The following is a 20,097-nucleotide window of genomic DNA, read 5'->3' on the forward strand; positions in this document are numbered from 1 at the left end:
GAATTATGCCGTGCTGGAGATCGGGGACTCCGGAGCCTTCTGGCAACGGTTGGATCGCCAACGCTGCACGATCGCATAAAGATGCGGATTGCGCTTGATCATCGCCTTGGCCCTGGTCACGACAACCCGCAGGGGACGCATGAATGTCCCCTTCCATGTCAGCGGCAACAGGATATCGTGCTGCACCGTTTCCTGTGTGCACCAGTTGCGCTTGTAGGGCTGGTCGCCGACGCCGAAGTCGAAGATCGAAGCACCCTCCCGGCAGGACAGTTCGATCATCAGCCAGAACAGAAGTTCGCCGGGGCTGGCTTCCGGGCATATGCTTTCGTCGATCGAGCCGAACTGGCAGATGACATGATCGCCCTTGCGCGACAGGCCGGCAATCGCGCAAATATGGCCTTCGTGCTCGCCACACAGACGGATGGCGTGCAGGGCAAGCGGTGTGTCGAAGCCATCAACCGGCACATCGAGCAGCCGGTGGAAGAAGTCGCGGATCACAGGTGCCGAAAAGACGTCCGGCAAGCCGAACATCGCCAGCCGTGCGCCCTTCTGATGAAAGAAGAGGTCGAGAAGCGCGTGCTTTTCGCTTTGCTCGGTGGCGATGACATGTTCATAACCGCCGATCGCTTCGAGCTTGCGGGTTGAAGAGCGAAACTTCTTGCGGCGGCTCTTGGCGCTCAACTGCGCGATCGTCGCCTCGAAATTCGCAAAGAGCGGAAGCTGGAAGGAATGGTTCTGGTTCTCGATCGTCGCGAGTCCGGACAGCGGGTGCTGCCTGTCGCGCCACATGAGCGGGATATTGTCGAGAACGATGAGATCGGCCTCGTTCCGCAAGGCGATCCGCAGCGCAAAGGCGAAATTCCGGAGATCCTCCGTATTCGGCGCTGCGAGGCCGTCATCGAAAAGGCCGGTATTGATGTTGTTGAATCGGTCGCCGGGAAAGCGGGCGATCCGAATGCCGTTCTCTTGCACGATTTCGAGTGGCAGGATCAAAACCACACGTCCGCCGGCAATCCCCTGAACGATCGTAAGCGCGCTTTCGTGCGCTTCTGTCCAGGCAAGGCACCAGTCGAAACCCTGATGCAGCGAGTTCTTCGTAAATCCTTCGAGGCGGCGCCATTCCGCTTCGACTGAGCGCGGATCGCGTGAGATGACAAGCGTCAGTTCGGAAAAACGCATCGCGGTGTCGCCAGCCCGCTCTCCAGGCGTCTCGATGGCCTGCTCCCCGTACTGGACTTTCCGCTGCTGCATGGCGCGCCCGCTATTGCCTCTTGCAGGCAGGATAGGGAAGGAGCGCCAAGATTCGGTTTATAGGCAACAAAACCGCTGCTGCTGGTTAATCGGCGGTAAAAAGGTTATTTTCCAGGCTTCGGCCCGGCCATCCACTTGATGATCAGCATCGCCGGCAGCACCCAGAGCATGCCGGAGAGCAGGAAATAGAGGAAATGCACCCACCAGGGCGAGGTGGCGAGGAGCAGCGTCGCGAAAGTCGTGGCGAGAAGCGCATATGTGATCACCAGAATGATGATCAGGATGGTGCCGATGAAACTTCTCAAACGCGGGACCAAAATGCTTCTCCTTTATGGCGACCGCCTGTCCGCGACCGCATGCCGCAAAGCGCCGGGGCTTGTTTTGCACGGGTCGATGGGGCAAAGCAACGCGAAAGAACAAAAGGCGTATGAATGCGTCTTTGGCGTGAGCGACAGGAGCGTGCCCCATGTCGGCGACCGATGCCGTGATCATCGACGTTTTGAAACAGACGAAGCGCCGCGAGCGCGACCGCAAGGCGGTGCGCATCTGGCTCGCCTTCGTTGTCTTCACGCTCTTCTGTCTGGTGCTCGTCGGAGGTGCGACGCGGCTCACCGATTCCGGCCTGTCCATCACCGAATGGAAGCCGATCCACGGTGTCATCCCGCCGCTTTCGGCCGAGGAATGGGAGGAGGAGTTCCGCCTCTACCAGCGCATCCCGCAATACCAGGAAGTCAACAAGGAGATGACGGTCGACGAGTTCAAGTCGATATTCTGGTGGGAATGGGCGCACCGCTTTCTGGCCCGCTCGATCGGCGTCGTCTTCGCCGTGCCGCTGATTTTCTTCTGGTTGACCGGTCGCATCGAAAGGCGGTTGCGCTGGCCGCTCACCGGCGTTCTGGCGCTCGGCGGCTTCCAGGGCTTCATCGGCTGGTGGATGGTCTCTTCAGGATTGACCAAGCTTGTCAGCGTCTCGCAGTACCGGCTTGCAACGCATCTGGTGATCGCCTGTCTCATCTTCTCCGCCTGTGTGTGGATCATGCGCGGCCTGTCTCCGCATAGTGACGATGTCGCGCCGGAAGGCCGGGCGAAGGCCGGCGCGGTGCTTCTGGCGGCGATGAGCCTTTTCCAGATCTATCTTGGCGCACTGGTCGCCGGCCTCGACGCGGGTTTCTCCTACAATACCTGGCCGCTGATGGACGGGGCGTTGGTCCCCGGCGATCTCCTCATCCAGCAGCCGTGGTGGATCAATCTCTTCGAGAACCCGAAGACGGTGCAGTTCGTTCATCGCGTCGGAGCCTATGCGCTTCTCGCGCTGGCGCTGTGGCATATGGTGGTGATGTTGAAGACCGCGCCTCGCACGACACATGCCCGCCGCGCAGTCGTGCTCTTCGGCCTGATCTGTCTCCAGGCCGTGCTTGGCATTGCGACGCTTCTCATGCAGGTGCCGCTTGACCTGGCGCTGACGCACCAGGCCGGCGCGCTGGTGGTCCTCGGCTTCGCGATTGCCCATTGGCGGGGTTTCATCGGCGAATATGCTCCGGAAACCGCGGTCGCAGTCCGGAATTAGCGTCGAAGAAATTTGCAGGCCCTTTGTCGGAAAGCGCTCCATCCGCCCGTCCTTGAAGCAGAGTTCAACGGCTGCGGCCAAGCAGAGAGGATAGGACAATGGCAAAGACAATCGCAATTCTCGTCGCAAGGCTGATCTTCGGCGGCCTGTTCGTCATGGCGACGACATTCAAGTTCATCGATATGCAGACGACCGCCGCATATATTGCGAGCGCAGGTTTTCCGTTCCCGCTGTTCCTGACTTGGGTCGCCGCGATTTTCGAGATCGCTCTGGCCGCTGCTTTCCTGAGCGGCGCGTTCTTCTCGGAAGCCGCATTGCTCGCAGGTGTCTATGTGATCTTCCTGGCCTTCGCCTTTCATGGGCCGAGCCACTGGGAAGGCAATCAGGCGGAGTTCGGCTTTTTCGTCGACCATTTCACGTTCCTGGCCGGACTGCTGTTTGCCGCCGTGCACGGACCGGGCGAAAAGCTCGCCATCCATCTGGGGCTGAAGCAGGCATTCGCTCCGGTGCGGCAGGTCGCCTAGGCCTGGCGAAGGACGTTTTTGATTGCGGCGGCGACGGCAAGCTCGTGGCCGCGATCCTTCTCGTTGCCGTCTTCCTCGTGCCAGGCCGCAGACAGGCAGCCATAGGCGAAGGCATAGCGCAGGATGGTCCGGACGTCGCGCTTGAGCGTATCGGCAAACACACCGGCCATGAAGGCGATGCGGTCTTCATCGCGGGTGAGGTCATGTCGGTCGAGCGGATTGGAGAACATGTTGGCGATGTCGAGCGCCGCATCGCCGATCAGTCCTGCCGGATCGATGATCAGCCAGCCGCGCGGCCCGAAGATGATGTTCTCGTGATGCAGGTCGCCATGCAGCGGCTTGACGTTCCGCTGGTCGGCGATCAGCGCTTGCGCCATCTCTGCCGCTTCCACGAACGGGCCGGTGATCCCGTTGCGATGATCTTCCTCGGCTTTCTTGAAGAGGCTTGAGAAATAACGTTGAAGAGGCTGGAGGCTCGCAGGCGGCGGGGTCTCGGATGGGCGATGGTATTCTGTGAGCACTTCGGCCGCGATCCGTGTCGCGTCCCGGTCGCCATGTGTGGCGATACGATCGCGCAGTGTCACCTTGCCCGCATGCTCCATCAGGAGAACATTTTGGGATCGGGCGATCAGCCGTACACAACCGATGCCGTCCCGCCATGCCATGAAATCGGCGCCGCGAAGACTGTCCTCCAGCGCTCGCGGTTTCAACACCTTGGCAATGTCGACTTCACCGCCGGCACGCGTCACTTCATAGACGGTGCCGACGACTGTGTCCGCAATCTGGCGTGCGCTTTCGATGGCCCATTCGGCGGGGAAGGAGAAGCTTCCGGTCATCACGCCGAAAGCATCAGGTCCATGTTCTGGACGGCGGCGCCCGACGCACCCTTGCCGAGATTGTCGAGCAGAGCCACAAGGTTGACATGCGCACCGCCCGGCGTACCGAAAACGAAGAGCTTCATCGTATCTTGACCGACGAGTTCCTCAGCATCGACGCGCGGCAGCGCCTTGCTTTCCTCAAGCGAAACGACGGTGACGATATCCTGCCCGGCATAATGCCCGACGAGCGTCGCGTGAATGCTCTCCATCGTGGCCCCGTCCTTGAGGTCTTCGAGGAAAAGCGGCACCTGCACGATCATGCCCTGCGCGAAGCGTCCGACGGACGGCGAAAAGAGCGGCGCGCGGTCGAGCTGGCCGTGAACCTTCATTTCCGGCACATGCTTGTGCTTGAGCGTCAGGCCGTAGAGGAAATTGTTGGCGCTGACGGCGTCGTCCCTCGATTGGTCTTCCATCTGTGCGATGAGCTGCTTGCCGCCGCCGGTATAGCCGGAAACTGCGTTGACCGTCACCGGATAGCCATCGGGCAGGAGGCCGGCGGCGCGCAGCGGCCGGATGAGGCCGACCGCGCCGGTCGGGTAGCAGCCGGGATTGGCCACATGGCGGGCCGACTTGATCTTGTCGGCCTGTGCCTTGTCCATTTCCGCAAAGCCATAGGCCCATGAGGGATCAACGCGATAGGCGGTCGAGGTGTCTATGACGCGCACCCTGTTGTTGCCGGCGAGCATCGAGACAGCCTCGCGCGAAGCATCGTCGGGCAGGCAGAGAATGGCAATGTCGGCGCTGTTCAGCAGGTCTTCCCGCATGGCGGCGTTGCGCCGCTCCGCTTCCGGGATAGACAGCAGCTCGACGTCGCGGCGGCCGGCCATGCGGGTGCGGATCTGCAGTCCCGTCGTGCCATGTTCGCCGTCGATGAAGATTTTCGCTGTCATTGTCTTTGTCCTGTAAGATCAGTGCCTTGGATTGAGAGCCGGAATCATTGTGCCAGCTTGTTGATTCAGTTTTTTAACGCGCCACGTCGCTCCGCGCGCAGCCCGAGCATATACATGGCAACCGTCGCCCCCGCAATGGCGGTGATATCGGCATGGTCGTAAGCCGGCGCCACTTCGACAACATCGGCGCCGCGGATATCGAGGGGGCCGAGCTTGCTGAGCACCGACAGGATTTTCGCGCTCGACGGGCCGCCGGCGACCGGCGTGCCGGTGCCGGGTGCGAATGCCGGGTCGAGGCAGTCGATGTCGAAGGTGAGATAGGCGGGCTTGCCGCCGGTATGCTCGAGGATCGTCCTGGCGATTTCGCTCGCGGTCATCTCCTCCACCTCATGGCCATAGAGGAGGCGGATGCCGAAATCCTCCGGCGCATGGGTGCGGATGCCGATCTGGATCGAACGGGCGGCATCGACGATGCCGTCGCGCACGGCGCGCGCCACGAAGGAACCATGGTCCATGCGTTTGTTGTCGTCGAACCAGGTGTCCTGATGGGCGTCGAATTGGACGAGGGCAAGCGGGCCGTGCCTGGCGGCGTGAGCCTTCAACAGCGGCCAGGTGATAAAATGGTCCCCGCCGAGGGTCAGCAGGAAAGCGCCGCTGCCAAGGATTTTCGCGGCTTCCCGCTCGATCGTTGCCGGTGTCTCTTGGTGGTTGCCATAGTCGAGCAGGCAATCGCCGTAGTCGATGACCGCCAGATCCGCGAAGAGATCGCGTGAGAAGGGATATTGCGGGTCGTTGTCGAAGATGGCGGAAGCCCGGCGGATCGCCTGCGGCCCGAAGCGCGCACCCGGCCGGTTGGACGTCGCCGCGTCGAAAGGGATGCCCCAGACCACCGCATCGACGCCGGTCAACGCCTTGGTAAACCGCCGGCGCATGAAGGAAAGCGCGCCCGCAAAGGTTGGATCACTTGCGGCGGAGGTGAGGCTGGTTGCCGTGAAGGCGTGATCGATCGACTTTTCTGCCATGGCATCCCTCCATCATTCAGTGGTGGGACGTTGGACAATCGGAGCCGGCAAGGCAAGCCTGAGTGAAACAAATTCCTCTTTGCTCAGGAGGCCTTGGCTTCGAATGCCGGCGGAAAGTCGCCGAGAGTCTTGGCTTCGTTGATGCGCGCGCCGATATCCTCCTCGATGATCGATTCCAGCTGCGCGAAGCTCTTGATGACGTAATAGATCGGCTGCACGATATCGATGCGGTAGGGCGTTCTGAGCACCGTCATCAGGTCGAACGGTCGGAATTCGCATTCCTTGCCTTCCATCGCGGCCCCCGTTTCGCTGGGGGAGGAGACGATGCCGGCGCCGAAGCAGCGGCGCCCCTGCGGCGTATCGATCAGGCCGAACTCGACGGTGAACCAGAATATCCGGAACAGATGCCATGAATAGCCCTTGCCGAGACTGACAGCTTTCTCGCCGAAGCGGCGCACGAAATTGGCGTAGCTCTGGTTGGTCAGCAAGGGGCAGTGGCCGAAGACCTCGTGGAAGATATCCGGCTCCTCGATGTAGTCGATATGCTCGCGGCGGCGAATGAACGTCGCCAGCGGAAACTTGCCCTGCGACAGCAATTCATAAAAACGCGATGGCGGGATGAGGGCGGGCACGCCCTCCACCCCGAAGCCTGTGGTCTCGTTGAGTCGCCGATTGACGTCGCGAAGCTGCGGAACCTTGTCGGGCTTCAGCCCGAGCGTTTTCACGCCGTCCAGATATTCCCGGCAGGCCCTGTCGGCCAAAAGCGTCATCTGCCGCCTGTAGAGTTCGCTCCAGATTTGGTCTTCCTCGGCGGTGTAGTGATAGACGCCGTCCGCATCCGGCAGGTTCGCCGTATAGGTGCTTTCCTTGGTCATGACCGGCCTCCCGTGATCAGTCCAATGAGCCGGGGCGCTCCAGCCTCCGGCTGTCAGATCACCATTATATCCCGGGAAAAGCGGGTAAACATTTCAGGATTGCCGGATTAGGATCTGAAAATGGGAGAATATTCCAGGAGGAGAAGCCAGAATGAAAGAAAACCTGCAAGCTGCCCGCAGGCTTCTGCAACTCGTGCAGACCGGAGATGGGTTGTCGCTCTCCGAACTGGCGGAGAAAGCCGGCATGTCGCAAAGCACCGCCTGGCGCAAGATTCAGGAACTGGAGGCCGAAGGCGTCATCCGGAAGAGGGTTGCTCTTCTCGATCCGGCAAAGCTCGACCTCAAGCTCTGCATCATCGCTCATGTGACCCTGGAGGATCATCACGAGGAGGCGATCGAAGCTTTTGCAGGCGTCGTGCGGGACCGACCGGAGATCATGGAGTGCTACGCGCTGTCCGGAACGTTCGACTACATGCTGAAGATCAGGGCACGCGACGTCGAAGCCTATGAGGCTTTCATGACCCGCCACCTGATGCGCAATCCGCATGTGCGCAACGTGGTTTCCAGCTTCGTCCTGCGCGAACTGAAGTCGACGACCGAACTGCCGATCTGAGAAATGCCTGCAAGCGCCGCAAAAGAAAAGGCCGGGAAAACCCGGCCTTCGCAAATCGGTGTTTTCGGCAAGCGATCAGCGCTTGGAGAACTGGAAGGAGCGGCGGGCCTTCGCCTTGCCGTACTTCTTTCGCTCGACAACGCGGCTGTCGCGGGTCAGGAAGCCACCCTTCTTGAGAACCGAACGCAGGCCCGGCTCGAAATAGGTCAGCGCCTTGGAAAGGCCGTGGCGCACCGCGCCGGCCTGGCCGGAAAGGCCGCCACCTGCAACGGTCGCAACGATGTCGAACTGGCCGCCACGGTTCGCAGCGACGATCGGCTGCTGCAGGATCATCTGCAGGACCGGGCGTGCGAAATAGGCGGAGAAATCCTTGCCGTTGACGGTGATCTTGCCGGTGCCGGCCTTGACCCAGACGCGGGCGACGGCGTTCTTGCGCTTGCCGGTCGCGTAGGAACGGCCAAGGTTGTCAACCTTGCGGACGTAAACCGGGGCCTGGTTTTCGGCCGCCGGAGCGAGATCCTTCAGAGAGGAGAGATCGGCCATGTTCAGGCGCTCCTTACATTCTTCTTGTTCAGCGAAGCCACGTCGAGAGCGACCGGCTGCTGGGCTTCATGGGGATGGTTGGAACCGGCATAAACGCGCAGGTTCTTCATCTGGCGACGGCCGAGAGGGCCACGCGGGATCATGCGCTCGACGGCCTTTTCGATGACGCGCTCCGGAAAGCGGCCTTCGATGATCTGGCGCGCGGTGCGCTCCTTGATGCCGCCCGGATATCCGGTGTGCCAGTAATACTTCTTGTCGGAATACTTCTTGCCGGTAAGGGCAACCTTTTCCGCATTGATGACGATGACGTTGTCGCCGTCATCGACATGAGGGGTGTAGGTGGCCTTGTGCTTGCCGCGGAGCCGGTTTGCAACGATGGTGGCGAGGCGACCGACAACGAGGCCTTCGGCATCGATGATCACCCACTTCTTCTCCACCTCGGCGGGCTTCTGAACGAAGGTTGACATGGTTTTCTCTTTCATTTGGGACCCGTGGCATTCGAAACCGGATGCAAGGGCGTTTCTTGTTGCTTGGATTGTCGGCCGAAATTCCCGAAAAAAGGCGCGAAGGACCGACAAAAAGAATGCGGGCCATGAAGGTCCGCAATCTGTGGCGGCTTATACCGATGCGGATGCGAAGCGTCAAGATGACGGATTTGCAAGATTGAAAAATAGATACAACAAAATCAAAGGCTTACATGTGTGGTTTTATGATACCACAATTTATCGCGGCGGAATCGAATAGGTGGCAGTCGCATGGGCGACCGGCTCTCCGCCGCTTTGCTGGGTCAGCAGGCAGTCGATCACCGCAAGCCGCTTGCCGAGCTTGAGAAGCCTGCAGTCGCAGAAGAGCGGAGCGAGCTGCGGCTTGCGCAGGAAATTGATGTTGAGGCTGGTGGTGACGGCGAGCGCCACTGGCCCGATATGGGCAAGGATGACGGCATAAGCCGCGACATCCGCCAGCATGACCATCGAGGGACCGGAAATCGTATTGCCGGGGCGCAGGTGCCGGTCGCTCGGATCGAAGCGCATGGCAAGTTCACCCGGTCGGACATCCGTCACGGCAAGTGCTCGTCCATCCACGTGGATTTGCGGAAATTCACGATCCAGGAAGGCATGGATCTCCTCTACTGTCATGATAGGCCGCATTCTCTTCCTTTCGAGATGCTTGGAAGGGTTTTCTTTATGAATACAGACAGGTTTTCGCCGCCCCGCTTTCGGGCGATGTAATTGGGCGCGCGGCCCCATTGGTGGGGCGGGATGAATGGTTGTGTATACAACCTATGGGGTCATTTATGTGGCCGCCGTCTACAAAGCCTCCAGAGTCGGATGGGAAGAGAGCGATATAGCAGCCGCGGTTTGATCAAAAAATCCCTTGTGGTTTCAACATGACACAGTGATGGATACTTGGTTTTGTCACTATTGATGAGAATGCGAATTATCACGGATCATGAATAGTAGGCTCCCCTAATTCAACTGTAGATGATGCTAATATGCGTTGTACGTAAGCGGAAAATAGCAAGAACGTTCCCAGAACAGCCTCCGCGGCTGCCGGGCAGGAATCTGCACGTCAGAATCCGAGACAGCCCGGCTGCAGCGGAAAGCAGTCTTCCCGATCAGGTCTGGGTTTGCAGGCGCGAACGGGGCAGCGGGGTGTGTCTGCGGCCGGCACCGTTGCGCGATCCGCAAATTCCCGGCCATCGCAGAAGCTGCTGTCGACGACATAGCGGTCGTAGAGTGTCATGCCGCGCACGTTTCTGGATGGATAGCGCAGGATGACCGCGCCTTCGCGTCTGATCACGCGCTGCACGGCGGCACAGGACATGCCGGTGGAATTATAGCGGGAAATGGCAAAGGCCGGTTCGACCGGCAGGAGGGCGCCGCCGCAGGCGATGACGGTAAGGCTTGCGAGAAATTTTTTCATGACCTGCATCCCTTTTATCGAGACACGGACTTACATAGAGCGGGAGGATTGTGCCGCCAGAGGCATCATCAGGGAGTCTGCCGTCCATGAATCATGATCATTACGACAACGCCTATATCGCCGATATCCTGAGGACCGTGAAGACCATCGCGCTTCTCGGGGCGTCTCCCAATCCGGATAGGCCGAGCAATCGTGTCATGGGTTTTCTGCTGTCGAAGGGGTATACGGTCTTTCCGGTCAATCCGGGTCAGGCGGGCAAGCAGATCCAGGGGCAGACCGTCTACAGGACGCTCTCCGACGTGCCGCAGCCGGTCGATATGGTCGATGTCTTCCGCGCCGCCGAATACCTGGATGGCGTGGTCGATGAAGCACTCGCCCTTGAGACCTTGCCCAAGGTGATCTGGGGGCAGCTCAGCGTCCGCGACGACAGGGCGGCAGCCAGGGCGGAAGCTGCCGGCATCAAGGTTGTCATGGACCGTTGCCCGGCAATCGAATATCCCCGGCTTGTCGCCTGATGTCTTCAGTCGGCGAGCAGTTCCGGCCGGGCCCGCATCTCGTTGAGCAGCTCGGCATTGGCGCAGTAATCCGCAAAGTCTGCGACGGCGGCGCCATCGGCGAGTTCCCGGCGGCAGCGGGCCTTTTCCTGACATTTGGAACAGGTGATGTGCATGTCGCGGAATTCCAGCGGCTCGGCGAGCTTGACCTCTTCCGGATCGATGTTCAGCAGGCGCATCAGTGAGGCCATTTCGTCGGCGGCGTGAGGTCCGCGCCTGATCAGCGAAATGAACTCATCCCTGGACATGGCGTTGTCATGCGCGAGGATCTTGACGGTCTCGTCATCGAGGCTCGCGAGGACCTTTGCCTCCTCGATGGAGTCCCAGGTTGTGGAACACCAGCGGGCGATCCGGGAAACGAAGTTTTCATGTGTGGTGGAGGCTTGATTATTCATGGCATACTCCTCTTCGCACTTGGAGCATACGTGCGGAGAAGCGGAGATCGTTGATCAAGATCAACCAGGCCGCATTTCCCAGGTGTGATAAAAGGTTGAAAAAAGCACTTGGGCAATAAGGGAGAGAGACCATGCCGACGATCAATCCGGGCTTTTCAACTCTGGCGGTGCATGCAGGCGCCCAGCCCGATCCCGCCACGGGTGCCCGGGCGACGCCCATCTACCAGACGACGTCTTTCGTCTTCAATGACGCGGACCATGCGGCGGCCCTCTTTGGCCTGCAGCAGTTCGGCAATATCTACACCCGCATCATGAATCCGACCCAGGCGGTGCTGGAAGAGCGGGTGGCGGCGCTGGAGGGTGGCACGGCTGCGCTTGCGGTCGCCTCCGGCCATGCGGCCCAGATGCTGACCTTCCACACGATCATGCAGCCCGGCGATAATTTCGTCTCGGCGCGAAGACTCTACGGCGGTTCGATCAACCAGTTCGGTCATGCCTTCAAAAGTTTCGACTGGCAGGTCCGCTGGGCCGATACGGACGAGCCGGAGAGTTTCGACAAGCAGATTGATGACCGCACCCGCGCCATCTTCATCGAAAGCCTTGCCAATCCCGGCGGCACCTTCGTGGATATCGCGGCGATCGCCGACGTGGCGCAGCGGCGCGGTATTCCGCTGATCGTCGACAATACGATGGCAACCCCCTATCTCGTCAGGCCGCTTGAGCACGGCGCCGACATTGTCGTCCATTCGCTGACGAAATTCCTGGGCGGGCATGGCAATTCGATGGGCGGCATCATCGTCGATGGCGGCACGTTCGACTGGTCGAAATCCGGCAATTACCCGATGCTCTCGCAGCCCCGGCCGGAATATGCCGGCATCGTGCTGCACCAGACCTTCGGCAATATCGGCTTTGCGATCGCCGCCCGCGTGCTGGGCTTGCGCGACCTCGGCCCGGCGATCTCGCCTTTCAACGCCTTCATGATCCTGACCGGCATCGAGACGCTTCCCCTCAGAATGCAGAGGCATTGCGATAACGCACTCGCCGCGGCGCAATGGCTGAAGAAGCATCCGAAAATCGCCTGGGTGAACTATGCCGGTCTCGAGGACGATCCGAACCACGCCTTGCAGCAACAGTATTCGCCGAAAGGCGCGGGTGCCGTCTTCACTTTCGGCGTCAAGGGCGGTTATGAGGCCGGCAAAGCTCTGGTCGAAGGTCTGAAGCTCTTCTCGCACCTCGCCAACATCGGCGACACCCGCTCGCTGGTCATCCATCCGGCTTCCACGACACATCGGCAGTTGACCGAAGAGCAGCAGATCGCCGCCGGCGCCGGTCCCGACGTGGTGCGGCTGTCGATCGGCATCGAGGATGCCGCCGACATCATCGCCGATCTCGACCAGGCACTCTCGAAGGTCTGAGGAGACCGGCCAGGAAGATGTGGTTTCGGCGTCAGGCGCCGAAACCACCGTCGATCGTGTGCATCGCTCCGGTGATGAAGCCCGCTTCCGGACCTGCGAGGTAAGCGGCGAGACCGGCGATTTCCTCCGGACGGCCATGGCGCTTGATGGCCATGAAGCCGTGCATGAACTCGCTCATCGGGCCGTCTTCCGGGTTCATGTCGGTGGAGGTCGGGCCGGGCTGAATGACATTGACCGTGATGTCGCGATCGCCGAAGTCGCGCGCCAGACCGCGCGCCATGCCCTGCACGGCGGACTTGGTCAGTGCATAGGCCGCGCCGCCTGCAAACGGCATGCGGTCACCGTTGACGGATCCGATGATGATGATCCGTCCGCCTTCCGGCATGCTGCGGGCTGCTTCGACGGAGGCGTGATAGGGCGCTCGCACGTTAACATCGATCATCTTGTCGATGGCATCGGCTTCGATTTCCAGAGGATTGCCCAGGGCCAGCGTGCCGGCGCTGACGATGAGGATGTCCAGCGGGCTGGAGGCCTTTACGCTTTCGATGACGGCGGTGCGGTCGGCGGCATCGGATTTCATGGTCTTCGAGCCGGTTTCCCGTGCCAGCTCTTCAGCCGCGTCCTTCGAACCCGCATACGTGAATGTCACGTCGGCGCCGTCCTGGGCGAAACGACGGACGAGTGCGGCGCCGATGCCGCGGCTGCCGCCAAGGATCAGAACTTTCTTTCCATGGAAGTCGGTCATTGTCATGTCTCCTGTGCAGCACTTGTCACTGGGGTTGAGATTTAATGTAATGAACGCTACATAAATCCCGTGATGGTCGACGTCAAGGATTTTTGTAGTGTGCGATACAGAAAAGAAGGGAGTCCGTGGACGCCCCCGTGCTTTCGACAGGGATGAGGCGCTCGCCAAGGCACAGGCGTTGTTTCATCTGAAAGGGTATGATGCGCTGAGCGTTGCCGATCTGACGGCGGCAATCGGCATCAAGCCGCCGAGTTTTTATGCGGCTTTCGGCAGCAAGGCGGCGCTTTATGCCGAGGCATTGCGGCTCTACGAAAAGAACGAGGGATTGGATGTCGCCAGCGCGCTGGCCGAGGGCGTGCCACTTTCGGATGGTATTGCAGACGTCCTGCGGCAGGCGGCAGATGCCTATGTCAGCGGTGACGCCAGGGGATGCATGGTGATCGAGGGCGCTCGCGGCATCATCGATCCCGATGCCGGCGCCGAAGCGCGCGCCCGCATGGAGGCAAGCCGGCGTTTCATCCGGGATCGGATTGCTGCACGCGGCAGTTTGCAGGCCGACCTTCTGGCGGATTACATCATGACGGCTTTTGCGGGCCTGTCGGCGAGCGCCCGCAATGGCATGCTGGCGGAACGGCTTCGGGTCATCGCCGCGATGGCGGCCGATGGCGCCGCGCAACATATCGACAAGGAGTGACCATGGGCACCTGGACTGTATTCGATCTCGCCGGCATCGAACCGGAAGAGGGCGCTCCGGCGCCCGACCGGCTGATCTCCGGAAATCCGACCTTCCGCACCTGGAATGTCGAGGAGGCGGAAGGCGGGCTCTACGCCGGCATCTGGGAGGCGACGCCGGGGAAGTGGCGGATCGCCTACGACGAGTGGGAATATTTCCACATCCTCTCCGGCCATTCGATCGTGACCGAGGAGGGCGGCAGGCCCGTTCATCTCAAGGCCGGAGATAGGATGATCTTGAGACCCGGCTTCAAGGGAACCTGGGAAGTCGTTGAAACGACTCGCAAGGATTACGTGATCCGGATCTGAAATCAGTCCTTCTTGTTGCCATTGAACGCTTCGGCGAACTCCTGCGACGAGATGAAGGCGAGCGTACGCCGCATCTCCTCCGACTTTTCCTTTCCGAAAGCCTTGTCGAAGCGGTCCTGAGCGATCTGCCAGCGTGCGGTCAGCTCTTTCTGCTTTGCAATTCCGGTCTCCGTCAGTCTCACGCGTTTTACCCGCCGATCCTTGGCGTCGGGCACCAGTTCCACCAGCCCGTCGCGAATCAGCAGCTTCAACGTGTGGCCGAGTGCGGAAAGATCCATGACCATTGCCTCTGCCAGGCTCTTGAGGGTCGGTTCTCCTGAGCGTGCGATCTGCGACAGAAGCGAGAATTGCGTGCCCTTGAGACCGGTGTCACCCATCGCATCCTCATAGAGCTGACCGAGCTGCCGCGAAGCGCGGCGCACTGCGCTGTTGCTGCAGTAAAGCCAGATGCCGTCTTCCCGCATTTTTTCGTCGTTCACCATGTCCTTACCTGCTTTCCGTGGGGAGGATGCCCGCTTTTGGCTGGCGCTTCCACTCCCGATAAAAATTTCCGTTCTCCTCTTGCGACTTAGAAATCCCGTTTTCATATATGGTGGCATATGCCAGTAAATTTCAATCAAAGGAGATGAACCAATGACGACGTCATCGAAACTCGGAACTGCCCTCGTGACCGGAGCTTCGTCCGGAATCGGCGCGACCTATGCCGACCGCCTGGCCAGGCGCGGTTACGATCTCATTCTTGTTGCCCGCGATGAGGACAGGCTGAAAGCGCTCGCCGAGCGCCTGACGCAGGGCCATGGCGTAACGGCAGAGGTGCTGCGCGCCGACCTGACGCAGCGGGCCGACGTTCTTGCCGTTGAAAAGCGTCTGCGCGAGGACGGTTCAATCACGCTTTTCGTCAACAATGCCGGCATCGGGCCGAAGGGATCGCTACTCCAGAGCGATGCCGATTATCTTGACGAGATGGTCGATCTCAACGTCACTGCCGCGAACCGGCTTGCAGTAGCAGCCGCCCAGGCTTTCGTGGCGCGAGGCGAGGGGGCGATCATCAATACCGCCTCGGTCGTCGCGCTGTGGCCCCAGGCCTTCAGCGGCACCTACAGCGCCAGCAAGGCTTTCGTTCTTGTCCTGACGGAATCTCTGGCGAGCGAACTTGCCGGAACCGGCGTCCGCATCCAGGCAGTCCTGCCGGGGCTCACCCGCACGGAGATCTTCGACCGTGTCGGAGGCTCATTCGACAACATGGACCCGAACATGGTGATGGATGTCACCGATCTCGTCGATACGGCACTCGCGGGTTTCGACCAGGGCGAACTGATCACTATCCCATCGCTCGCAGACAAGACGCTCTATGAGGCTTTCGAAAATGCTCGCAGTGAATTGCGGCCCCATCTGTCGCTGAACAGGCCGGCCGCGCGCTTCGGGGTTTCCTCTTCGCAAGCCGCTTGATCGGCTTCACCAGGAAAGATCGAGCCTCTCCAATCCGTGGAAGTGATAGACGTCCTTGACGACGGGCGTCTTCGCGATCCTCATTCCGGGCAGGCGACGGAAGAGGATCGGCAGCACGGTATTGAGTTCGAGCCTGGCAAGCGGCGCGCCGATGCAGAAATGGATGCCGGCGCCGAAGGAAAGGTTCGGCGCCTCCTGCCGGTCCGGCTTGAAGGTCAGCGGATCGGAGAATTTCTTCGGGTCCAGGTTGGCGGCGGCGAGGATGAGGCTCACCTTGTCGCCGCGCTTGAACGTCAAATCGTCGATCTCGGCATCTTCCAACGCCCATCGTTGGAAGATGTGCACCGGAGCGCAGATGCGCAGCGTCTCTTCTACGGTTCGTTCCGTCGCTGCATCGTCGCGGAAGAGTTCCGATGGCGGCAGCCCGCCGTCCAGTATGACCCTCACCGAATTGCCGATCTGGTGCACGGTCGCCTCATGTCCGGCATTGAGCAGCACGATCGTCGTGGAAACCAGCTCGTCGTCGGTGAGGTATTGGCCCTTATGCTCCGTATGGATCATGTGGGTGAGCAGATCCTCGCGTGGCGACCTGCGCCGCTCGTCGATCAAGTCCTTGACGTAGTCCGCGAATTCCTTCGCGGCGCGGTCGGCCGCATCTTCGTCCTCTGCTGTTCGCTTGAACATGTACATGCCCACATAGGCATGCGACCAGGCGAGCAATTGCGGCCCCATCTCGTCAGGAATGCCGATCATCCGGGCGATCATCGTCACCGGGATGATATCGGCGAAGGAGGAGAGCAGTTCTGTTCCGCCGTCCTTCTCGAAACCGTCAATCAGCTTTTCAGCAAGCTCGGCGATCTCGGGCCTCAGCCTTTCGATATGCCGGGAGACGAAGGCGCGGTTGACGAGCGTCCTGAGTCGCGTGTGCTCCGGTGGTTCGAGTTCCAGCAACGAATAGCGCTCGGCAAGATCGAAGTTCTCAAGATGCGGCTGAGGAGCGGGGAGACCGAGCTCCTCCCGGCTGGCGATGTGCAGGATCTGCCGGCCGAACCGCCGGTCGCGCAAGAGCGCGTTCACATGGTCGTAACCGGTGAAGAACCATTGCCGCTGCTCTTCCCAATAAAAGGTCGGGCAGTGTTCGTGGAGAAGCGCGTAGACGCGGTTCGGATCGCTATAGAAGGCAGGATTGCGCCCGTCGAGAAAGACGCGGCGGGTTTCGGAATCGATGCGGAGAAAATCGGGCAGGTTGCTCATGCCCGATGCCTAGCGCAATCCCTTGAAACGCGGAAGCCCTGTCTATTCGCCGAGCGCCACGCCCTCGCGGCGCGGATCGGCGCTGCCGACAAGGCCGTTCGCGGTGATCTCGATCGCATGCAGGCCGGAGTTCATCTCGCCAACCTTCACCTCATAACCCAGTGCCCTCAAGGGCTCCGCCAGCTTTTCCGCGTCCGTGCCGGCCTCGATGTCATAGGTTCCGAAGCGGTTGATCAAATGCGGCTGGGCGACGATCTGTTCGACCGGCATGCCCCAATCGATATAGGCGATCAGCGCCTGCGCCACGTAACCGATGATCTGGCTGCCGCCGGGCGAGCCGATGGCGAGAAGCGGCTTGCCATCCTTCATGACGATGGTGGGCGACATGGAAGAGCGGGGCCGTTTTCCGGGCTCGACGCGGTTGGCGACGGGCAGGCTTCCGTCATGGGTCTTGAAGGAAAAGTCGGTAAGCTCGTTGTTGAGCAGGAAACCGTTGGTCATGAGCCGCGAGCCGAAACCGCTTTCGATCGTCGTGGTCATCGACACGACATTGCCCTGTCTGTCGACGATGACGAAATGGCTGGTGGAGGGGAGTTCGATCGCTTCGCCGTTCCCGAAAAGCAGGGCGTGGTCCCATTCCGGCTCGCCGGCCTTCACGGCGTCGGCGGCAAGCGCTTTCTCGCCGTCGAGCAATGCGGCCCGCGTGCCGAGATAGTCCTTCTTGATGAGACCCTTGATCGGCGAGGGGACGAAATCCTGATCGGCGAGATAGCGTTCGCGGTCGGCGAAGGCGAGGCGCTGCGCATCACCGATGATCCGCCAGCTCTCGGCGCTTTGCGGCCCGAGGCCTTTGATGTCGAAATTCTCGATCGTGCCGAGAATCTGGCCGACCGCGACCGCGCCGGACGACGGCGGCCCCATGCCGCAGACATCGAGCGCGCGATAGTTGAAGCAGACCAGCTCGCGTTCCTTGATCCGATAGTTGGCGAGGTCGGCAAGCGACAGCACGCCCGGATTCCCGGCTGCTTCCCGTACGGTTTTGACAATGGCTTCGGCGATCGGCCCGTTATAGAAGGCGTCGGCACCGCCGGTGGCGATCGCCTTCAGCGTTTCCGCGTAGGCGGGGTTCTTGAGGATGGCCCCGACCTTCAATGGCGCACCGGAAGCGTCGTAGAAATAGCCGCGCGGACCTTCGTATTTCTTCAGCCGGTCGCCTTCGGCGGCAACCAGGGAGGCCAGGCGCGGAGAGACTTCGAAACCATTTGTGGCGAGAGTTTCGGCCGCTTCGAACAGGCTCGTCCATTCCGTCTTGCCGTAGCGCTTATGGACCTCGTGCAGCAGTCGCACGGTGCCGGGCGTACCGACCGACCGGCCGCCGACCACCGCGTCCATGAATTTCAGCGGCTGGCCTTGCGCATCGAGGAACAGTTTCGGCGTTGCCTCCATCGGTGCGGTTTCCCGGCCGTCGAAGGTCGTAAGCTTGTTGGCGGCTGCGTCGTAGTAGACGAGGAAAGAGCCGCCGCCGAGGCCGGAGCTCTGTGGTTCGACAAGACCGAGCACGGTCTGGACGGCCACCATGGCGTCGATCGCATTGCCGCCCTTGGCGATCACATCCCGTCCTGCTTCTGCCGCCAGCGGATTGGCGGCCGCGACCATGAAATTCTTCGCTTCGACGCGCTTTGCCGCCGTCATCCCGGTCGCGCGTTCCGGTGCGATGGTATCGGATGCCTGTTGAGCCTCGATCACACCTGCCGAAAGCAGAAGCGAAAGCGCAAGGCTCATGAAAAAAGTTGCTCGCATATGGCATTCCCTCCGCCATTGATCCCTAACGGAGAATGTGGACTTTACCGGAGGAAGGACAAGAGGGTCAGCGTTTGCCGAGCGCTGTGAGGCGTTTCAGGGCCGCCACCTGTCGGTTGGCGCGGATATCGGTCGGTGCTTCGTCTTCGCCCTGCCGGTCGGCGGCGGGGATGATGGAGGCTTCGGCACCTGTATCGATCGCCGTGCGGTCGCGGCCGCTTTCCTTGGCGGTATAGAGCGCCCGGTCGGCGGCGCTGAGCAGCTGGTCGAGATCGGCTTCGCCAGCCGTCGCAAGCGCGATGCCGGCGCTCACCGTGACCTTGATCCGATGCTCGCCGGCAGCGATGACCTGACGCTTTAGGGTGAGGCGGATCGCCTCCGCTATGCTGGCGGCCTCGATCATATCGCCGACGCGCACGATCGAAGCGAATTCTTCGCCGCCCATGCGGCCGAAGAAGCCGCGGCCGCGCAGTGAGGTCTGGCCGACCTGCGAGAACGCCACCAAAACCGCATCGCCGGCCTGGTGTCCGCAGCGGTCGTTGATCTGCTTGAAGCCGTCGAGGTCGAAATGCAGGAATGCGATCAGCGGCTTCTCCGCTTTCTGGACGATGCGCAGGCCATGGAATTCATCGATGAGGCCACGACGGTTGAGCACGCCGGTCAACGGATCGGTCACGGCGAGCGTTTTCAGTTTCTCCTCCGATCGTTCGGTCAGCAGTTTCGCGCCGCTCATGATACCGGCGACGAAGCAGAAGGCGGCGGGAAAGAAAAGCCACATGGCATTCGGCGCGGTGGCAAACGAGGTCGGGCGATTGACGACGGCAAGGACGGCGCTGGCGCCGTTCGCCAGGAATTGGACACTGATGAAGCTGGCCATGAAGCGGCGTGTGGACCGGGATGGCCCGTTGTTCCTGACAAGGGTGCCGATCATGATGGCATAACCGACCATGGCCGCGGCGTTGTAGAGCACCACCCGGTTCGCAAAGTTCTCCCGGATCGGGTCCAGCAACATGCCGGCGATCCAGATAAGTGCCGGAATGGCAACAAAACCCTGGACCGGCTCGCGATCGAATTGCAGGAGGCCGGCGATCCACAGGCCGATGGCCACGAATATGACCGTATTGGCGATCTGGATGGAAAGGAAGTCGGGAATGTCGCCGCGCAAGGCAACGAGCGCGACGCCCAGACTATGCAGCGCGAAGCCGCAGCCCCAGGTCAGATAGAAGTCGTCCCGCTCGTGAAACCAGCGCGAAAACAAGAGGACGGCGAGCGTCATCGCCTCCACCGACCAGATCAGCAGGCCCGTCAAAATGTCCACTCGCCCCTCCGCGCCCGACTTTGGGCAGGAGCAACATGGC

The 20,097-nt window shown here is 60.9% G+C and carries 25 protein-coding genes; 9 read left to right on the top strand and 16 right to left on the bottom strand.

Annotated elements, in window-relative coordinates:
* Positions 1-3: 3 nt before the first annotated feature.
* Together QEO92_RS05455 and QEO92_RS05460 are read right to left on the bottom strand one after the other, a co-directional pair.
* Complete coding sequence (locus QEO92_RS05455; protein WP_227702425.1) at positions 4-1,251, bottom strand: GNAT family N-acetyltransferase; 1,248 nt, start codon at positions 1,249-1,251, stop codon at positions 4-6.
* 104 nt (positions 1,252-1,355) lie between these two features.
* Entirely contained in the window at positions 1,356-1,568 is a 213-nt protein-coding gene (locus QEO92_RS05460; protein WP_037150708.1) for a DUF2842 domain-containing protein, read from the bottom strand.
* Between the two features lie 149 nt (positions 1,569-1,717).
* Here QEO92_RS05460 and QEO92_RS05465 point away from each other — a divergent pair, with 149 nt between their 5' ends.
* Both QEO92_RS05465 and QEO92_RS05470 read left to right on the top strand, forming a co-directional pair.
* On the top strand, positions 1,718-2,818 hold the full coding sequence (locus tag QEO92_RS05465) for a COX15/CtaA family protein (protein WP_227702426.1): 1,101 nt from the start codon (positions 1,718-1,720) through the stop codon (positions 2,816-2,818).
* A 98-nt stretch (positions 2,819-2,916) separates the two neighbouring features.
* Entirely contained in the window at positions 2,917-3,342 is a 426-nt protein-coding gene (locus tag QEO92_RS05470) for a DoxX family protein (RefSeq protein ID WP_227702427.1), read from the top strand.
* On the opposite strand, the gene QEO92_RS05475 is transcribed toward QEO92_RS05470, so the two are convergent.
* The 4 genes from QEO92_RS05475 to QEO92_RS05490 all read right to left on the bottom strand — a co-directional run bounded on the left by QEO92_RS05475 (position 3,339) and on the right by QEO92_RS05490 (position 7,007).
* Complete coding sequence (locus QEO92_RS05475; RefSeq protein ID WP_037150714.1) at positions 3,339-4,178, bottom strand: aminoglycoside phosphotransferase family protein; 840 nt, start codon at positions 4,176-4,178, stop codon at positions 3,339-3,341. The two genes, QEO92_RS05470 and QEO92_RS05475, sit on opposite strands and share 4 nt — an antisense overlap.
* Positions 4,178-5,110 carry an N-acetyl-gamma-glutamyl-phosphate reductase gene (gene argC, locus QEO92_RS05480; RefSeq protein WP_037150716.1) on the bottom strand — a complete coding sequence of 311 codons (933 nt, stop codon included), beginning with the start codon at positions 5,108-5,110 and terminating at the stop codon, positions 4,178-4,180. The genes QEO92_RS05475 and argC overlap by 1 nt, the downstream gene beginning before the upstream one ends.
* Before the next feature lie 65 nt (positions 5,111-5,175).
* Positions 5,176-6,132 (bottom strand): agmatinase, encoded by a 957-nt coding sequence (gene speB / locus QEO92_RS05485; protein WP_227702428.1) that lies wholly within the window; start codon positions 6,130-6,132, stop codon positions 5,176-5,178.
* An 83-nt stretch (positions 6,133-6,215) separates the two neighbouring features.
* Positions 6,216-7,007, bottom strand: coding sequence for a phenylalanine 4-monooxygenase (locus QEO92_RS05490; protein WP_037150722.1), 792 nt, complete (start codon positions 7,005-7,007; stop codon positions 6,216-6,218).
* A gap of 151 nt (positions 7,008-7,158) precedes the next feature.
* Between QEO92_RS05490 and QEO92_RS05495 the strand changes: the two genes are divergently transcribed.
* Positions 7,159-7,620, top strand: a complete 462-nt coding sequence (locus tag QEO92_RS05495) for an Lrp/AsnC family transcriptional regulator (RefSeq protein WP_037150725.1) — start codon at positions 7,159-7,161, stop codon at positions 7,618-7,620.
* Between the two features lie 75 nt (positions 7,621-7,695).
* Here the strand turns inward: QEO92_RS05495 and rpsI are convergent, their stop codons facing one another.
* A complete protein-coding gene (gene rpsI / locus QEO92_RS05500) occupies positions 7,696-8,163 on the bottom strand; it encodes a 30S ribosomal protein S9 (RefSeq protein ID WP_037150728.1) in 468 nt (155 codons plus the stop codon).
* A gap of 2 nt (positions 8,164-8,165) precedes the next feature.
* On the bottom strand, positions 8,166-8,630 hold the full coding sequence (gene rplM, locus QEO92_RS05505; protein ID WP_037150730.1) for a 50S ribosomal protein L13: 465 nt from the start codon (positions 8,628-8,630) through the stop codon (positions 8,166-8,168).
* On the opposite strand from rplM, the gene QEO92_RS05510 reads away from it, so the two are divergent.
* Positions 8,629-8,907 (top strand): hypothetical protein, encoded by a 279-nt coding sequence (locus QEO92_RS05510; protein WP_227702429.1) that lies wholly within the window; start codon positions 8,629-8,631, stop codon positions 8,905-8,907. The two genes, rplM and QEO92_RS05510, sit on opposite strands and share 2 nt — an antisense overlap.
* Here the strand turns inward: QEO92_RS05510 and QEO92_RS05515 are convergent.
* A complete protein-coding gene (locus QEO92_RS05515) occupies positions 8,886-9,311 on the bottom strand; it encodes a PaaI family thioesterase (RefSeq protein ID WP_227702430.1) in 426 nt (141 codons plus the stop codon). The genes QEO92_RS05510 and QEO92_RS05515 overlap by 22 nt on opposite strands.
* 421 nt (positions 9,312-9,732) lie before the next feature.
* Positions 9,733-10,086 (bottom strand): hypothetical protein, encoded by a 354-nt coding sequence (locus tag QEO92_RS05520; protein WP_227702431.1) that lies wholly within the window; start codon positions 10,084-10,086, stop codon positions 9,733-9,735.
* An 86-nt stretch (positions 10,087-10,172) separates the two neighbouring features.
* Here QEO92_RS05520 and QEO92_RS05525 point away from each other — a divergent pair, with 86 nt between their 5' ends.
* A complete protein-coding gene (locus tag QEO92_RS05525) occupies positions 10,173-10,601 on the top strand; it encodes a CoA-binding protein (protein ID WP_227702432.1) in 429 nt (142 codons plus the stop codon).
* 5 nt (positions 10,602-10,606) lie between these two features.
* Here QEO92_RS05525 and QEO92_RS05530 read toward each other — a convergent pair whose 3' ends face one another.
* A complete protein-coding gene (locus QEO92_RS05530; protein ID WP_227702433.1) occupies positions 10,607-11,035 on the bottom strand; it encodes a DUF6455 family protein in 429 nt (142 codons plus the stop codon).
* 131 nt (positions 11,036-11,166) lie between these two features.
* Between QEO92_RS05530 and QEO92_RS05535 the strand changes: the two genes are divergently transcribed.
* Positions 11,167-12,450 carry an O-acetylhomoserine aminocarboxypropyltransferase gene (locus tag QEO92_RS05535; RefSeq protein WP_227702434.1) on the top strand — a complete coding sequence of 428 codons (1,284 nt, stop codon included), beginning with the start codon at positions 11,167-11,169 and terminating at the stop codon, positions 12,448-12,450.
* A 31-nt stretch (positions 12,451-12,481) separates the two neighbouring features.
* On the opposite strand, the gene bdcA is transcribed toward QEO92_RS05535, so the two are convergent.
* Positions 12,482-13,195, bottom strand: a complete 714-nt coding sequence (bdcA, locus tag QEO92_RS05540) for an SDR family oxidoreductase (RefSeq protein WP_227702435.1) — start codon at positions 13,193-13,195, stop codon at positions 12,482-12,484.
* Between the two features lie 97 nt (positions 13,196-13,292).
* Between bdcA and QEO92_RS05545 the strand changes: the two genes are divergently transcribed.
* Both QEO92_RS05545 and QEO92_RS05550 read left to right on the top strand, forming a co-directional pair.
* Positions 13,293-13,889: a TetR/AcrR family transcriptional regulator gene (locus tag QEO92_RS05545; RefSeq protein WP_037150743.1), complete on the top strand. Its 597-nt coding sequence runs from the start codon at positions 13,293-13,295 to the stop codon at positions 13,887-13,889.
* 2 nt (positions 13,890-13,891) lie between these two features.
* Positions 13,892-14,236, top strand: coding sequence for a cupin domain-containing protein (locus QEO92_RS05550; RefSeq protein WP_037150746.1), 345 nt, complete (start codon positions 13,892-13,894; stop codon positions 14,234-14,236).
* A 2-nt stretch (positions 14,237-14,238) separates the two neighbouring features.
* Here QEO92_RS05550 and QEO92_RS05555 read toward each other — a convergent pair whose 3' ends face one another.
* Positions 14,239-14,718 (bottom strand): MarR family winged helix-turn-helix transcriptional regulator, encoded by a 480-nt coding sequence (locus tag QEO92_RS05555; protein WP_227702436.1) that lies wholly within the window; start codon positions 14,716-14,718, stop codon positions 14,239-14,241.
* A 151-nt stretch (positions 14,719-14,869) separates the two neighbouring features.
* Here QEO92_RS05555 and QEO92_RS05560 point away from each other — a divergent pair, with 151 nt between their 5' ends.
* On the top strand, positions 14,870-15,685 hold the full coding sequence (locus QEO92_RS05560) for an SDR family NAD(P)-dependent oxidoreductase (protein ID WP_227702437.1): 816 nt from the start codon (positions 14,870-14,872) through the stop codon (positions 15,683-15,685).
* Positions 15,686-15,691: 6 nt separating this feature from the next.
* On the opposite strand, the gene QEO92_RS05565 is transcribed toward QEO92_RS05560, so the two are convergent.
* From QEO92_RS05565 to QEO92_RS05575, 3 genes are all read right to left on the bottom strand, one after another.
* A complete protein-coding gene (locus QEO92_RS05565; RefSeq protein WP_227702438.1) occupies positions 15,692-16,939 on the bottom strand; it encodes a cytochrome P450 in 1,248 nt (415 codons plus the stop codon).
* 42 nt (positions 16,940-16,981) lie between these two features.
* Positions 16,982-18,739 carry a gamma-glutamyltransferase gene (ggt, locus tag QEO92_RS05570; RefSeq protein ID WP_227702439.1) on the bottom strand — a complete coding sequence of 586 codons (1,758 nt, stop codon included), beginning with the start codon at positions 18,737-18,739 and terminating at the stop codon, positions 16,982-16,984.
* 67 nt (positions 18,740-18,806) lie between these two features.
* Positions 18,807-20,057, bottom strand: coding sequence for a GGDEF domain-containing protein (locus QEO92_RS05575; RefSeq protein ID WP_037150761.1), 1,251 nt, complete (start codon positions 20,055-20,057; stop codon positions 18,807-18,809).
* Between the last annotated feature and the right edge of the window lie 40 nt (positions 20,058-20,097).

The sequence above is a fragment of the Neorhizobium petrolearium genome, assembly GCF_029854435.1.
GTDB classification, from domain to species: Bacteria; Pseudomonadota; Alphaproteobacteria; order Rhizobiales; family Rhizobiaceae; genus Neorhizobium; species Neorhizobium petrolearium.

Bases quoted from the DNA above. Each gene is read 5' to 3' on its own strand.
- speB (WP_227702428.1), bottom strand. From the start codon at position 6,132: ATGGCAGAAAAGTCGATCGATCACGCCTTCACGGCAACCAGCCTCACC.
- QEO92_RS05560 (WP_227702437.1), top strand. From the start codon at position 14,870: ATGACGACGTCATCGAAACTCGGAACTGCCCTCGTGACCGGAGCTTCG.
- QEO92_RS05465 (WP_227702426.1), top strand. From the start codon at position 1,718: ATGTCGGCGACCGATGCCGTGATCATCGACGTTTTGAAACAGACGAAG.
- QEO92_RS05470 (WP_227702427.1), top strand. From the start codon at position 2,917: ATGGCAAAGACAATCGCAATTCTCGTCGCAAGGCTGATCTTCGGCGGC.
- QEO92_RS05490 (WP_037150722.1), bottom strand. From the start codon at position 7,007: ATGACCAAGGAAAGCACCTATACGGCGAACCTGCCGGATGCGGACGGC.
- QEO92_RS05520 (WP_227702431.1), bottom strand. From the start codon at position 10,086: ATGAAAAAATTTCTCGCAAGCCTTACCGTCATCGCCTGCGGCGGCGCC.
- rplM (WP_037150730.1), bottom strand. From the start codon at position 8,630: ATGTCAACCTTCGTTCAGAAGCCCGCCGAGGTGGAGAAGAAGTGGGTG.
- QEO92_RS05565 (WP_227702438.1), bottom strand. From the start codon at position 16,939: ATGAGCAACCTGCCCGATTTTCTCCGCATCGATTCCGAAACCCGCCGC.
- QEO92_RS05455 (WP_227702425.1), bottom strand. From the start codon at position 1,251: ATGCAGCAGCGGAAAGTCCAGTACGGGGAGCAGGCCATCGAGACGCCT.
- QEO92_RS05510 (WP_227702429.1), top strand. From the start codon at position 8,629: ATGGTTTTCTCTTTCATTTGGGACCCGTGGCATTCGAAACCGGATGCA.
- QEO92_RS05475 (WP_037150714.1), bottom strand. From the start codon at position 4,178: ATGACCGGAAGCTTCTCCTTCCCCGCCGAATGGGCCATCGAAAGCGCA.
- QEO92_RS05555 (WP_227702436.1), bottom strand. From the start codon at position 14,718: ATGGTGAACGACGAAAAAATGCGGGAAGACGGCATCTGGCTTTACTGC.
- QEO92_RS05550 (WP_037150746.1), top strand. From the start codon at position 13,892: ATGGGCACCTGGACTGTATTCGATCTCGCCGGCATCGAACCGGAAGAG.
- QEO92_RS05525 (WP_227702432.1), top strand. From the start codon at position 10,173: ATGAATCATGATCATTACGACAACGCCTATATCGCCGATATCCTGAGG.
- QEO92_RS05495 (WP_037150725.1), top strand. From the start codon at position 7,159: ATGAAAGAAAACCTGCAAGCTGCCCGCAGGCTTCTGCAACTCGTGCAG.
- rpsI (WP_037150728.1), bottom strand. From the start codon at position 8,163: ATGGCCGATCTCTCCTCTCTGAAGGATCTCGCTCCGGCGGCCGAAAAC.
- QEO92_RS05535 (WP_227702434.1), top strand. From the start codon at position 11,167: ATGCCGACGATCAATCCGGGCTTTTCAACTCTGGCGGTGCATGCAGGC.
- bdcA (WP_227702435.1), bottom strand. From the start codon at position 13,195: ATGACCGACTTCCATGGAAAGAAAGTTCTGATCCTTGGCGGCAGCCGC.
- QEO92_RS05515 (WP_227702430.1), bottom strand. From the start codon at position 9,311: ATGCGGCCTATCATGACAGTAGAGGAGATCCATGCCTTCCTGGATCGT.
- QEO92_RS05530 (WP_227702433.1), bottom strand. From the start codon at position 11,035: ATGAATAATCAAGCCTCCACCACACATGAAAACTTCGTTTCCCGGATC.
- argC (WP_037150716.1), bottom strand. From the start codon at position 5,110: ATGACAGCGAAAATCTTCATCGACGGCGAACATGGCACGACGGGACTG.
- ggt (WP_227702439.1), bottom strand. From the start codon at position 18,739: ATGCGAGCAACTTTTTTCATGAGCCTTGCGCTTTCGCTTCTGCTTTCG.